We start from the raw sequence: 12,541 nt of genomic DNA on the forward strand, positions 1-12,541 counted from the left end.
CAAAGGCTCACGCGGCGGGCGGCACCGCCTTCGACGAGCACACCCTCTAGGGCGCGAGCACGATCTTGCCGTGGGTGTGGCGGCGTTCGAGCTCGGTGTAGGCCTGCCTGACCTGCGCCAACGGATAGGTATTGGCGATCGGGACTTCGAGGTGTCCCTCGGCGATCAGGGCGGCGAGTGCGGCGAGGACCTCGGCGCCCGGCCTGGCGTTGGGGCCGGGCTCGGTCAGGACCCCGTACCTCGCGGCCGCGGCGAAATCGGCGATGGTGTCGATCCGCTCGACCGGGACGCCGAGGGCCAGGGCCAGCTCGACGTAGCCGCCGCCGTGGGTGTCGATGAAGGCGTCCACGCCGTCCGGCGCCGCTGCCTTGATCCGGTCGAGGACGCCGTCACCGTACTCGACGGCGATCACCCCGTGGCCTCGCAGCCACGCGTGATTGTGCGCGCCGGCCAGGCCGATGACCGTGGCCCCGGCACGGCGGGCTAGCTGGACGGCGAGCGAGCCGACTCCTCCGGCCGCGGCGGAGACGACCACGGTCTCTCCCTTGTCGGGCCGCACCGAATGCACCGCTCCCCATGCCGCGGCTCCGGCGACGTACAGGCCACCGGCCACCTCCCAGGAGACCTCGCGCGGCTTGGGCGTGAGCTTGTCGGCGTCCACCACGACCAGTTCGGCCTGGCTGGACCGTTTCTCGGAGAACCCGATCACCTCGTCCCCGACCGAGCACGAGTCGGCTCCGGCGCCCACCTCGGCGACGATCCCGGCGAGATCGCTGCCCTGCCCGGACGGAAACGTCGAGGGAAAGATGTGGGCCATCGCTCCGGCGCGGATGGCCGCCTCACCGGGGTTGATGCCCGCCGCCTTGACTCGCACGAGGACCTGGCCGTCCCCGGGCACCGGGCGCTCGACCTCATCGACCCGCAGGACCTCAATGCCGCCGAACTCGTCGTACCTGACCGCCTTCGACGTGCCGGTCACCAGGACACCGTTCCCTCGTCGTCGAAGAACCCGCCGGTCGGGCCGTCGTCGGGCAGCGTCGCGAGGCGAATCGCGATCGCCGCGCCCTGCTGGGCCGTCCGGACGCCCTGGAAACCGTTGAGGTCGGTGGCGGTGAAACCGGGGCAGCCGGAGTTGATCAAAATGCCGGTGTCGCGCAGTTCCCGGACGTACTGGATGGTGAGGGCGTTCAGGAAGGTCTTGGAGGCCAGGTAGGCCGCCGGAACCGGGCCCATGTCGACGCCGGGCGTGGTCTGCAGGGCCAGCGAGCCGACGCTGCTGGACATGTTCACGATGCGCGGCGACGCCGAGGCGCGCAGCATCGGCAGCATCGCGTTGGTCACCCGGACCACCCCGATCACATTGGTCTCCACCACGGTCCGCACGGTCGCCGGATCGAGCGTGCTCGGCGTCTGCGGCATGGCACCGGTGATGGCGGCGTTGTTGACCAGGACGTCGAGCCCGCCCGCCCGCTCGGCGATCAGCGCGGCCGCCGCGGCCGCGCTCGCGTCGTCGGTCACGTCCAGGGGCACACCAAACGCGTCGGCACCGGCCGCGCGCAGCTTCTCCACCGCGGTGTCACGACGCTGCCGATCCCGCGCCCCCACACCGACGCGCCAGCCCAGCGCGCCCAGGCCCGCGGCGATCTCGTACCCGATTCCCTTGTTCGCGCCGGTCACCAGCGCGATCATCTGCTCAGTCATACCGCAGATCCTGCGGCCACCCCGGACACGGCGTCCAAGACCGATCGGGCGCGCATTGATACTGCACGGGTATAAGACGTGGTCACCGCCGGATATCATGGCCCCGTGGAGACACGGGAGATGCGGTACTTCGTCGCCGTCGCCGAGGAGTTGCACTTCGGGCGCGCGGCCCAGCGGCTCACCATCGCGCAACCACCACTGTCACGCGCCATCCAGCAGCTTGAGCGGCGCCTCGGCGTCGTCCTCCTGCACCGCACCACCCGCGCCATCACCCTGACCGAGGCCGGATCGGTGCTCCTGCGCGAGGCCCGCCTCGCCCTCGACGCCGTCGAGGCCGCCGAGCGCCGCACCCGCCGCGCCGCCCCCGACCAGCCCGGCATGGTGCTGGCCACCAAGGCCGGAGCGTCCAGAGAACTGCTGTCGAGGCTGCTGGACGCCTACGCCGCATCCCCCTCCGCCGTCGACGTCGAGGTCGTGCTCTGCGGACCCGGCGAATCCGAGGCCCTCCTGCGCAACGGAAGCGCCGACGTCGCCCTCCTCCAGCGGCCCCACGACACCACCGCCGGACTCGACACCGAGGACCTGCGCACCGAGAACCAGGTCCTGGTCCTGCCCGAGGGGCATGCGCTCGCCGACCGGCCGCACGTGTCGATGGCCGAGGTCGACGCCCTGCCCCTGCCCCTGCCGCGCTGGCCGCGACGAGACGGGACCTACCCCGACGGGCCCGGCCCGAAGGTCCGCGACCTCATCCAGCTGACCCAGCTGATCACGCTCGGGCGGGCCTGCGCGCTGGTGCCGGAGTCGCTGCGGGCGCAGCTGGACGGCGATCACGCCATCGTGGCCGTGGCGGACGCACCGGCTGTGACGACCGTGATCGCGTGGCCCGCGCACAGCAGATCGAAGGCCGTCGCCGAGCTCGTGCGTACGGCGCTGGAGCTGTAGCCGAGGACGTCTGGAGCACCGCCCCCCGCGAATCGGTGCTAGGTGTAGATGTCGCGCCCGTAGTCCTCTTCGGACACCGTGAAGTCCCCGGGACGCGCGTCCCGCAGCTCCCTCACACGCTTGTCGACCACGACGATCGCATCCTTGAGCGAGCACCCGTCCCGCTCCATGATCGCCTTGAGCGCATGCGGGATCTGTTCGTGCAGCAGGAGGTCATCGATCTGGTCCCGGGTGAGCATCGGCCCATCATCCTCAACGGGCGCGCCGAGCACACCCGGGTTAACGGCCAGGCTGGTCCCGCCGTTGGTTCGCAGGTCACGACAATGGCCTCTGCTGCGAGTGTCGAAAGTGGCCGGTGCGGATGGTGGGGGAGCCCGCCGGTGATCCAGAATGCTCAGATGATCACGCTTGAGACACCCCGTCTGATCCTTCGTCGCTGGCGTGAGGACGACGTCGCGCCCATGACCGCCATCAACGGCGACGCCGAGGTGATGCGCTGGATCCGCGACGGCAGCGTCCGCGACGAACAGCAGACCCGCGACGGTATCCGGGCCTGGGAGGGCGAGTGGGAGGCGCGTGGCTTCGGGCTGTTCGCCGTGGAGGTCCGCTCCACCGGTGAGCTGGCCGGGTTCACCGGCCTGGCGGTACCCAACTTCCTGCCGGAGGTGCTGCCCGCGGTCGAGGTCGGCTGGCGCCTGGGACGTGGCCACTGGGGACAGGGCCTGGCCACCGAGGCCGCCGTGGCGGCCGTCCGGTTCGCGTTCGAGGACCGGGGCCTGGACCGCATCGTCAGCATCGCCCAGGTCGGCAACGGCGCCTCAGAGCGGATCATGACCAAGCTGGGGATGACGTTGTTCCGCGAGACCACCGGGCCCGACACGGGTCGGCCGGTGCGGGTCTTCGAGCTGAGCTCCGAGCGGTACGCCGCGACGGCTTCCTGATGGAGGCATGGTCGGGCCCGGGCATGTGAGATGCCCGGGCCCGACCGTCCACGCGTTGCTCTCAGGGGTGGTCTAGCAGCTGCTGGTGGTGTCGCCGACGTCGGTGGTGCAGGTGTCGTTGCCCAGGCCGCCGTTGGCGGTGTCGCCGCCGGTGCCGTCCTGGACGTCGATGGTGTCGTTGCCGAGGCTGCCGCTCATGGTGTCGGTGCCGTTGGTGTCGACGAGGGTGTCGTTGCCGTTTTGGCCGTCGAGGTCGTCGTTTCCGGGGCCGCCGTAGATGTGGTCGTTGCCGTTGTCGAAGAGGTAGAGCAGGCTGCCCAGGAGGGTTTCGCCGTAGTTGGTGTCGTTTCCTGCTTCGCCGTAGAGGTAGTCGGCGCCGTTGCCGCCGCCCATGCCGTCATCGCCGTCGCCGCCGTAGAGGACGTCGTCGCCGTTTCCGCCGTCGATGGTGTCGTCTCCGGCGCCGGCGTAGATGGTGTCGTTGTTGTTGCCGCCGTTGATGGTGTCGTCGCCGCCGAGGCCGCAGATGACGTCGGCGCCGTTGGTGCCGTTGAGGGTGTCGTTTCCGTTGGTGCCGGTGATGGTGCAGCCGAGGCCATTGTTGACGGTGGTCGATTCGGCGTCGGTGTTGTCGGCGCTGTTGGCGTCGGTCTCGGTCAGGGGCGCCACGGAGGTGGCGGTGAGGGTTCCGGTCGCGGTGGGGGTGACGGTGACGGTGGTGGTCGCCGAGGCGAAGGGGGCCAGTGACCCGATGGTGCAGGTGACGACGGGGGCCGACGTCGAGCAGGAGCCCTGGGTGGTGCTCGTCGACACGATGGCGGCGGCGCTACCGGAGAGGGTGGTGGCGACGGAGACGCCGGTGGCGGCGGTGCCGTTGTTGGTGACGGTGGTGGTGTAGGTGAGGTTCCCGCCGGCGAGGGCGATCGGGTCGGCGGAGTCGGTGACGGCGACGGTCAGGTCGGGGTTGAGCGGGGTCACGTTGAGGTTGTAGGACCCGAAGATCTCCGGACGCCCGAGGTTGCGGTAGCCGCCGAGCCGGATCCAGTAGGTGGTGCTGGCCGTCGCGGCGAAGGTCACCGTCGAGGCTCCACCGCCGCCGAGGCCGTCATCGTTGCAGGCGATGTTGGTCAGCGCGTTGACGGCCGAGCCGGTGTAGATGTCGATGATGGTGTCGAAGTTGGAGCCGGCGCTGTCGACCTGGACGTTGCCCGACACCGTGGGCGTCAGGCCGTACCAAACCGTGCGGGTGACGGTGTCGTTCGGGAAGGACTTGCACGGCGTGGTGTTGTCCTCGCCGGACTCGATGGTGGCCTCGGCGGTCGAGCCGCTGGTGCCGAAGGCGCTGGCGTGGGCCTCGGCGTTGGCGAAGTCGTCGTTGGCGGGGGCCGCCGCCCACGCCGGGGCGGTGGCCCCCGTCGCCATCGCCAGGCCGAGGACGGCCGCGGCGGCCATCGTCGTCCAGCGGGCGGGCAGGAATCTTGCGGACATGGATATCCCCTATCCATCGCGGCCCCGCCGTGGGGGCGGGGCCTCCCGCGTATCGACTGACGTCCATGCGGGGTCAGGGATGACACTCGCCGCTACGTTCAGTGATCACAAGGGACCGTGTGGTCATCGCCTTACGGTCCGTTTCGTGGTATCCGCGCACTATGTCGCCGTGGGCACTGCTCGGGACGGGTGCGGCCGGGTGGCATTTCGGCGGCCGCGACCTGCGGCGGACGGACGTCCGCGCGGCACCGGTGGCGCTCGCCGCTTGACGCCCGTCCACTATCTAGTGGTACCGTGTACCGGTACTCAGTGAGACTGAGTAGTGGTGCGACGAAGAGGACACCGATGGAAGACCTGACAGAGATGCTCAAGGGCACCCTCGAAGGCTGCGTGCTGCAGATCATCGGCACCGAGGAGACCTACGGCTACGCCATCACCCGGCGGCTGAACGAGCTCGGCTTCGCCGATGTCGTGGAGGGCACGGTCTACACCATCCTGGTGCGACTGGAGAAGAACGGCCTCGTGGAGGCGGCGAAACGGCCGTCCGAGGTGGGGCCACCGCGCAAGTTCTACACACTCAACGACGCCGGACGCCGGCACCTGGCGACGTTCTGGGCCAAGTGGGAGTACGTGTCGGCGCGGATCGACGAACTCAAGGAGGGCGGGAGATGAGTTTCTGGGAGACCATCACCGGCAGCGATCTCACCAGGGAGTACAAGGCGCTCGAAGCGCGCGCCGCGGCACTCCCGTCCGATCACCGGGAGGCGTGGCGGCAGATCCAGTACCACCTCTTCCCTTACGGCGACTTCACCGGCCGCAACCTCCTGCCGATCCTCGACGGCGTCCTCGGGCTGCTGGAGACCACCGCCGCCGACGGCGTCAGCGCACGGGACGCCCTCGGCGATGACATCGCCGGGTTCAGCTCGGCGCTGGCCGGGGGAGAGCCCGCCCGCACCTTCCGCGACCGGTGGCGCGAGCAGCTGAACAGGAACGTCGCGCGGAAACTGGGCAGGCTGGGAGGCTGATGTGACCATTCACGACATCATCGAGGGCAAGAAGCAGTGGCGGGCGCACATGGCGCGCGTCAAGTCGCTCCCGCCGGACTACCAGATCGTCTACCGCGAGATCCAGAAGTACTTCTTCAAGGTCGGACCCGTGGCGCTGACCGAGGGGAACCTGCTGGCCGAGCTCCTGGACTTCTTCGAGCAGGGCGTCGCCTCCGGCAGGGGCGTCCTGGACGTCGTCGGCAGCGACGTCGCCGCCTTCTGCGATGAGCTGATCGGGGACGAGCCGACGCACGCCGAGCTATACCAGCGGTCCATCACGGCCGAACCCGGCGGCGCGGGTAAGTAGGCGACGGCGTGCCCCGAGACGATCGCGTCCGGGGCACGCCCATCAGTCGTTTCGCGACACTGCAGCCCACCAGGCGACTAGGCGGTCGGCCATCGGATCGGTCCCGTAGCGCTCGGGGTGGCTCAGCCCGATGTGGTCACCGAGCTCGTGCCAGAGGAACTCGCCGATCTCGGCCCGGCCGCCACCGGCGGCGAGCTTCGACAGCAGCGGGGCGATCATGCAGTCGTACTCGTCGGCCACCACATCGGCGACACCGAGCGGATCCCACTCGTTGAGCAGGTGGCGGAGATTGGCTTGCGCGTCTACCGGATCCACGCCCCCCATCATCCACATCGGCCCGGCCGCCGAAACACGCGCGCCGACGCCATCACTCGCGGACATGATGCGGCCACACCGCCACCGCATCGGGAATGAGTGGCCGGCGCATCAGCCCTTCCCCGCACGATCGCTCCAGCACCGCTTCCCGGTGCTGTGAACAGGCGCTCGCGGCACCCGCCGCGAACGCGATCGACCACTTTGGAGCGATCCATGTCCCGCCTCCCGCAGATCCAGCCGGAGAACGCCACCGGCAAGGCCGCCGACCTGCTCGCCGGGGTCCAGAAGGCCCTGGGCGTCACCCCCAACATGACCAAGGCCATGGTCAACAGCCCCGCCGTCCTCAAGGCCTACCTGGACTTCTCCGGCGCCCTGGCCACCGGCTCCCTCTCCGCCGACGTCCGCGAGCGCCTCGCGCTGCTGACCGCCGAGGAGAACGCCTGCGACTACTGCCTCTCGGCCCACACCTACATCGGCACCAACCTCGCCGGACTCGACGAGACCGAGGCCCACGCCGCCCGCCACGGCAAGTCCGCCGACGCCAAGGCACAGGCCGCCCTCACCCTCGCCGAGGCCGTGCTGGCCACCAAGGGTGAGGTCACCGACGCCGACCTGGACGCCGCCCGCGCCGCCGGGCTGACCGACGGCGACGTCGCCGAGGTCGTCGCCCACGTCGCCCTCAACGTCTTCACCAACTACTTCAACCGGCTCGCCGGAACCGACATCGACTGGCCCGTCGTCCGCCACGGCGAGCACTGATCCGCCACGCCCGGTGCGGCCTCGGCCTCGTCCGCCTGTCGCACCGGGTGTCTAGGTTGGACCGGTGACCTCGCTGCGCCTCCAGCCCGCCCTCCGCCTGCTCGCACACCTGGCCCCCGCCCGTGCGGTCACCGTCTACCAGGGCGAGCTGCCACCACGACACGAGTGGGCCTGGGCCGAGCCGCCGCTGCCCGCCGCGCTCGCCTCCCCGGTACCGCGACGGTTCGCACTCGCCGTCGACGTCATCGACCACGCCACGGTCGAGGCGCTGCTCCCGGCCGCTTACCCCGGCGACATCCCCGAGATCGCCCGGGAACTGCTCGGCCAGATCGCGTCGATGCTCGCCGACGGCGGCGACCTCGCGCGCGTCACCGTCGCCGCCGAGCCCGGCGGGCCGGCCCTCGATGAGCTCCACCTGGCCTCCCGCGACCACGACGGCGGGACGCGCATCCTCTCCCTCACCGCCCCCGCGACGGCCGAAAGCGACCCCGTCCGGGCGCTCGCCGACGCCGCCGAGGTGCTCGGCGAGTACGTGTGGCTGAACAACAATGAGCGCCTGGAGGTCACGGTCAGGTGCGAGGACCACGGGCTCGCCGCGGTCACCGACGCCGCCTTCCGCACCTGGTGGCCCACATCGCAGACCGCCGCCGGGCTGCTGACCGGGCTGTGGGACGAGGAACCCGGCATCGAACTCCTCGACGACGGCACCCTGGCGGCCTTCGCCGCCTCCTTCACCGAGGACAACCTGGCCAACGCCCGCGGCGGCGCCTGGGCCGCCGAGCTCATCGGCGACTACGACATCGACGACGATCCGCAGCCCCGCTTCCCCGGCGACCGGCTGGTGGAACTGCTCAGCGCCGAGCTGTTCGAGCGCGCCGCCGCGCTGGCCGGGAGCCCCGGGCTCGTCCACGGTCTCGGGCTGCCGGAGGCGGGGGAGGAGCCGGAGTACGGGGTGATCGCCGCGGTGGTGTTCACCGGTCCCGGGCGGGTGGTGACGCTGGCGATCTCGGCGGGTGTGTGACCCGGGGCCGGTCAGTCCACGCCTTCGATGATGCGGAAGTCGCGCCGGTAGCCGTCGGGGAGGGCCGCCAGCGCCTTCTGGTACGCCTCGCTCTCGTAGGCCGCGACGGCCTGTTCGAAGCCGTCGAACTCGATGAGGACGACGCGTTCGGTGCTGCCGGCCTCGCGGGCGGCGACGCGTCCGCCACGCGAGGGGATCAGGGACAGGACGCGCCCGCCCCCGGCCTGGACGGCCGGACCGGCCAGCTCGTCGTAGGCGGCCAGCTCCCCGGGGGAAGTGGCGGGGTAGACGCTGACCCAGTAGCCCTTGGCCATGGAGACCTCCCGTGTTCGGCCGGACGCGTCCGGCTCGGCGTTGACAGATCGATTCCGGCGGCGGGCATCGCGGTCACCGGAACCGTATATCCGCAGGTTAGGGCCCGATGGGCGGACGAGGGAAATACCGGTACGGGATAGACTCAGAACGGATCGCTATCAATCGTCCGGGAGGGCACGTGGCGCCGGATACGGTGAGCCTGCGGTACTTCCTGGTCCTGGCGCACGAGCTGAACTTCACCCGCGCGGCCGCGCGGATCGGCATCGCACAGCCCGCCCTCAGCGCCCGGATACGCCGGCTGGAGACCGAACTCGGCACGGCCCTGCTGGTCCGCAGTACCCGCAGCGTCGCCCTGACCACCGCCGGTGCGGCCCTGGCGGAGTCCGCGCCGCCCGCGCTGGCGGCCCTGGACCGCGCATGGGAGACCGCCCGGAGCGCGGCGGCCGGTGAGCTGGGCACCCTCCGCATCGGATACAGCCTGTCCACCGGGGCCGAAACGGCACCGGCCCTGGTGGACAGGCTGATCGGCGGCAATGGCGGACTGGAGGTCGGCGCGGTCCCGATGGCGACACCGGATATCTGCCCCGCGGTCGCCGAGGGCCGCATCGACGCCGGGATCACCCGCGGTCAGCAGCCGGGCCGCGGCGTGCGCCGGTTCCCGCTGCGGCACATGCGCGTCGGGGTCCAGCTGGCCGAGCACCATCCGCTGGCCGAACACGCCGAGATCGAGATCGCCGACGCGGCCGCCTATCCGCTGCGGCTCCCCGACCGCGCGGCCAACCCCGTGGTCCACGACCGGCTGTCCGCGCTGTTCCAGGACGCCCGGCCGCACCCCCGATTCCACGCGCCCGCGGTCTCCTTCGACATGTCCCAGCGCGACCTGCGCGACGGGCTCACCCTCGCCCCGGCCGGAGAGGCCGCGGCCACGGTACAACCGGCGGGTCTGACCTGGCGGCCACTGCGGGACGCGCCCGGCCTGACCATCTACCTGGTCCTCCCGCGCGAGCAGACACCGCTGCACCGCCGCATCCGTGCCGTCGCCAAAGCCGTGGCGCGCGAGCTGGGCTGGCTGCCGGACTGACGCGCGGCCATTCCCGTCAGGGGCATGAGCGATCGGCAAGCGGCCGCCCGCGCCTCACCCCAGGACCAGGACCACCGCCAGAGCCAGCAGGAGCGAGTCGATCCGGTCGAGCAGCCCTCCGGTCCCGGCGAGCCACCGTCCGGCGTCCTTCGCGCCGGCGCCCCGCTTCACCATCGACTCCAGCAGGTCCCCGAGCGGCCCGCCGATCGCTACGGCGACCGCCGCCTGCCAGGTGAACGACGACAGGAGGGCGAGCACGCCGAGCCCCGCCACCGCCCCGGCCAGCGTGCCGCTCCACCGCTTGGCGGGCGACAGCGGGGAGAGGCGGGGGCCGCCGATGCGGGGGCCCGCCGCGAACGCCACGATGTCGGCGACCGACACCGCCACGAACAGCACGAGCCCGAGGGCGCCGAGAGAGACGAGCCCGGCGAGGACGCCGAGCCACACCAGCCCGAGCAGTCCCGCGCCCATTCGCCGGAGACCGTGCTCGGCGTCGCCGCAGAACAAGGGCACCGCGGCGATCGCGAGCGCCCCGATCCCGGCGACCCGCAGGATCTCGCCGGGCGCCAGCCAGGCCGCCACGATGAGCCCGGCGACGGCCGCCCCGAGCACCACCCGGTCCGGCAGCCCGAGCCGCAGCAGCCCGCCGTATTCCGCCACCGCCACCACCGCGACCACGGCGGCGAGCACCACGATCCCCGGGGGACCGAGCCAGAAGGCGGCGGTGACCAGCGGAACCCCGACCGCCCACACGCACCAGCGCTGGATCAGCTCACGGCGCCGGGTGGCGGCCACCGCGACACCGCCGACCGCCAGGGCCCCACCCAGGTACGGGACGAGCGCGGCGACCGACGTCATCGCGCGCTCCGTGCGCCGGGCGCGACGGCGAGTTCCGCCAGCACGCTCCGGCACGCCGCCACGATCCGGGCGTTCTCCGTCGTGTCACGGACCGCGATCCGCACGGTCCGGCCCTCGAAGGCCGGCGACATCGGCGACAGGTCCCGCAGGTACACGTCGTGGGCGCGGCACGCGCGGACGAAGTCGGCGGCGCTCGCCCCGCCGCGCGGCAGCGTCACCGACAGGTAGTTGGCGACGCCCTCGTCGACGGAGTCGAACCCGTCGAGCTCGGCGAGCCCGGCGGCGAGTTCCCCGCGCAGCACGTGGGTGCGCGCCCAGCGCTCGGCGTAGTACCCCGGATCGCGCAGCGCCGTCACGGCGGCGATCTGCGCGGGCAGGCTCACCGGCCACGGCGGCGTCCAGCGGCGCAGCTCGGCGGCGGTCTCCGGGTCGGCGACGAGGTAGGCCGCCCGCATGCCCGACAGGGCGTACATCTTGGACAGCGAGGTGCACACGGCGACGCGGGAGTCGACGGCGGCGAGCCCGGCCAGTGAGTCCGCCGGGTCGACGTAGCCGAGGTAGGCCTCGTCGATCCACCACCGGGTGCGTTCGGGGGAGGCCTCGATGACGGCGCGCAGCGCGTCGGCGGGAGCGTGGCGGCCGGTCGGGTTGTTCGGGTTGACGACGACCACGAGGTCGTAGGCGCCACCGGACGTCGCCTCGGCGAGCCGGGCGGGGGCGACCGTCCAGTCGTCCTCGCGGCTGAGCCGGAGCCGGTCGACGTGGCAGCCGATGACGCGCTCGGTGACGTGGTGGTACTCGCCGTAGCTGGGGTCGAGCAGGAGCACCCGGCTCTCCGGCCTCAGCCACCGCCCGAACGCCCGGAAGATCAGATCGGAGGAACCGGCGCCGACGACCACCGAGTCCTCCGGCAGTCCGCGGACGGCGGCGATCTCGGCGATCAGCCCCTCCGCGCCGGTGGGCGGCGAGGTCCGCGCCGCCCACCCCGGGTCCTGCGCGAGGACCGCGCGAACGGCCGGCGACGGTGAGTACCAGGCGTCGAGGACATCGGCCGGGACGACCTCGTGACGGCGCTCCAGCGTCCGGAAGTCGGTCCCGACCGCGGAGAAGAAGGCGCCGCCGTGCTCACAGCCGTCGGCGCGCGGCGCGAAGGGCACGTCGAGCCGCCAGTCGAGCCCGGCGCGGAGCCGCTCCAGCGTCCGGCCGAGGTGCTGCACGACCGTCCGCTGGATCTCGGCGACCGACCCGCCGAGCACCTCGAAGTCCACGGCGCCTGAGCGGATCGTGCGTCCCACCGGCCGCAGCCCGGTGGCGAGGTACATGTCGAGCAGCTCCCTGCGGCCCATGGCCACGACCTGGTGACCGCCGCGTGCCGCGACCCAGCGCAGCGCCGCGTACATGAGGAGCGGGGCGGCGGCGGTGGACCGCCAGCGCTCCTCGACGGTGAGCACGCGGATCTCGAACGGCGCCTCCTCGGTGAGGACGGGCAGCTCCTCCCGCGTCAGGTACTTGTCGAGCGAGTACCGCCCGACCCACGGCGGGGTGAGGCTGACGAACCCGATCGGCGTCTCGCCGCGAGCGGCGACGAGGTACACGTTCTCCCCGTCGAGCCCGTCGCTCAGCCGCCCCGACGGATCCACCGGATGCTGGCCGAGCTCCTCGGCGTACACCCGGTGGCGCAACTCGTGGATCCAGACGCGATCGTCAGGAGTGGCGGTGCGGAGCTGGAGGGCGTGGTCCATGCGAGTTCCCTTGAGATGCTTCTGT

At 71.8% G+C, this 12,541-nt stretch carries 16 protein-coding genes; 8 read left to right on the forward strand and 8 right to left on the reverse strand.

Going from position 1 to position 12,541, the window contains the following annotated elements; all coding sequences use genetic code 11:
* Window positions 1-46: 46 nt before the first annotated feature.
* Both QSK10_RS15775 and QSK10_RS15780 read right to left on the reverse strand, forming a co-directional pair.
* Window positions 47-979, reverse strand: coding sequence for an NADP-dependent oxidoreductase (locus tag QSK10_RS15775; RefSeq protein ID WP_285663568.1), 933 nt, complete (start codon window positions 977-979; stop codon window positions 47-49).
* Complete coding sequence (locus QSK10_RS15780) at window positions 976-1,701, reverse strand: SDR family NAD(P)-dependent oxidoreductase (RefSeq protein WP_285663569.1); 726 nt, start codon at window positions 1,699-1,701, stop codon at window positions 976-978. Before QSK10_RS15780 ends, QSK10_RS15775 begins: the two co-directional genes overlap by 4 nt.
* A gap of 105 nt (window positions 1,702-1,806) precedes the next feature.
* On the opposite strand from QSK10_RS15780, the gene QSK10_RS15785 reads away from it, so the two are divergent.
* Window positions 1,807-2,643, forward strand: coding sequence for a LysR family transcriptional regulator (locus QSK10_RS15785; RefSeq protein WP_285663570.1), 837 nt, complete (start codon window positions 1,807-1,809; stop codon window positions 2,641-2,643).
* A gap of 38 nt (window positions 2,644-2,681) precedes the next feature.
* Here the strand turns inward: QSK10_RS15785 and QSK10_RS15790 are convergent, their stop codons facing one another.
* Window positions 2,682-2,882 carry a hypothetical protein gene (locus tag QSK10_RS15790; RefSeq protein WP_285663571.1) on the reverse strand — a complete coding sequence of 67 codons (201 nt, stop codon included), beginning with the start codon at window positions 2,880-2,882 and terminating at the stop codon, window positions 2,682-2,684.
* A gap of 159 nt (window positions 2,883-3,041) precedes the next feature.
* Between QSK10_RS15790 and QSK10_RS15795 the strand changes: the two genes are divergently transcribed.
* A complete protein-coding gene (locus QSK10_RS15795) occupies window positions 3,042-3,584 on the forward strand; it encodes a GNAT family N-acetyltransferase (protein WP_285663572.1) in 543 nt (180 codons plus the stop codon).
* A 72-nt stretch (window positions 3,585-3,656) separates the two neighbouring features.
* Here the strand turns inward: QSK10_RS15795 and QSK10_RS15800 are convergent, their stop codons facing one another.
* Window positions 3,657-5,072 (reverse strand): calcium-binding protein, encoded by a 1,416-nt coding sequence (locus QSK10_RS15800; protein ID WP_285663573.1) that lies wholly within the window; start codon window positions 5,070-5,072, stop codon window positions 3,657-3,659.
* Between the two features lie 345 nt (window positions 5,073-5,417).
* On the opposite strand from QSK10_RS15800, the gene QSK10_RS15805 reads away from it, so the two are divergent.
* The 3 genes from QSK10_RS15805 to QSK10_RS15815 are packed head-to-tail and all read left to right on the forward strand — an operon-like array spanning window position 5,418 to window position 6,425.
* Window positions 5,418-5,744 carry a PadR family transcriptional regulator gene (locus QSK10_RS15805; RefSeq protein WP_285663574.1) on the forward strand — a complete coding sequence of 109 codons (327 nt, stop codon included), beginning with the start codon at window positions 5,418-5,420 and terminating at the stop codon, window positions 5,742-5,744.
* Complete coding sequence (locus QSK10_RS15810) at window positions 5,741-6,097, forward strand: DUF1048 domain-containing protein (protein ID WP_285663575.1); 357 nt, start codon at window positions 5,741-5,743, stop codon at window positions 6,095-6,097. Before QSK10_RS15805 ends, QSK10_RS15810 begins: the two co-directional genes overlap by 4 nt.
* A gap of 1 nt (window position 6,098) precedes the next feature.
* Window positions 6,099-6,425, forward strand: coding sequence for a DUF1048 domain-containing protein (locus QSK10_RS15815; RefSeq protein WP_285663576.1), 327 nt, complete (start codon window positions 6,099-6,101; stop codon window positions 6,423-6,425).
* 42 nt (window positions 6,426-6,467) lie between these two features.
* On the opposite strand, the gene QSK10_RS15820 is transcribed toward QSK10_RS15815, so the two are convergent.
* Entirely contained in the window at window positions 6,468-6,740 is a 273-nt protein-coding gene (locus QSK10_RS15820; RefSeq protein ID WP_285663577.1) for a hypothetical protein, read from the reverse strand.
* Window positions 6,741-6,953: 213 nt separating this feature from the next.
* Between QSK10_RS15820 and QSK10_RS15825 the strand changes: the two genes are divergently transcribed.
* Together QSK10_RS15825 and QSK10_RS15830 are read left to right on the forward strand one after the other, a co-directional pair.
* Window positions 6,954-7,499, forward strand: coding sequence for a carboxymuconolactone decarboxylase family protein (locus QSK10_RS15825; RefSeq protein WP_285663578.1), 546 nt, complete (start codon window positions 6,954-6,956; stop codon window positions 7,497-7,499).
* 64 nt (window positions 7,500-7,563) lie between these two features.
* Window positions 7,564-8,520: a hypothetical protein gene (locus tag QSK10_RS15830; RefSeq protein ID WP_285663579.1), complete on the forward strand. Its 957-nt coding sequence runs from the start codon at window positions 7,564-7,566 to the stop codon at window positions 8,518-8,520.
* 11 nt (window positions 8,521-8,531) lie between these two features.
* On the opposite strand, the gene QSK10_RS15835 is transcribed toward QSK10_RS15830, so the two are convergent.
* Window positions 8,532-8,834 (reverse strand): DUF1330 domain-containing protein, encoded by a 303-nt coding sequence (locus tag QSK10_RS15835; RefSeq protein ID WP_285663580.1) that lies wholly within the window; start codon window positions 8,832-8,834, stop codon window positions 8,532-8,534.
* A gap of 179 nt (window positions 8,835-9,013) precedes the next feature.
* Here QSK10_RS15835 and QSK10_RS15840 point away from each other — a divergent pair, with 179 nt between their 5' ends.
* The gene (locus QSK10_RS15840; protein WP_285663581.1) at window positions 9,014-9,916 is read left to right on the forward strand and encodes a LysR family transcriptional regulator; all 903 of its coding nucleotides are present in this window, start codon (window positions 9,014-9,016) and stop codon (window positions 9,914-9,916) included.
* Between the two features lie 54 nt (window positions 9,917-9,970).
* On the opposite strand, the gene QSK10_RS15845 is transcribed toward QSK10_RS15840, so the two are convergent.
* Together QSK10_RS15845 and QSK10_RS15850 are read right to left on the reverse strand one after the other, a co-directional pair.
* Window positions 9,971-10,774, reverse strand: a complete 804-nt coding sequence (locus tag QSK10_RS15845; protein WP_285663582.1) for a phosphatidate cytidylyltransferase — start codon at window positions 10,772-10,774, stop codon at window positions 9,971-9,973.
* Window positions 10,771-12,516: a pyridoxal phosphate-dependent aminotransferase gene (locus QSK10_RS15850; RefSeq protein ID WP_285663583.1), complete on the reverse strand. Its 1,746-nt coding sequence runs from the start codon at window positions 12,514-12,516 to the stop codon at window positions 10,771-10,773. Before QSK10_RS15850 ends, QSK10_RS15845 begins: the two co-directional genes overlap by 4 nt.
* Between the last annotated feature and the right edge of the window lie 25 nt (window positions 12,517-12,541).

The sequence above is a fragment of the Actinorhabdospora filicis genome, from assembly GCF_030269765.1.
GTDB classification, from domain to species: Bacteria; Actinomycetota; Actinomycetes; order Mycobacteriales; family Micromonosporaceae; genus Actinorhabdospora; species Actinorhabdospora filicis.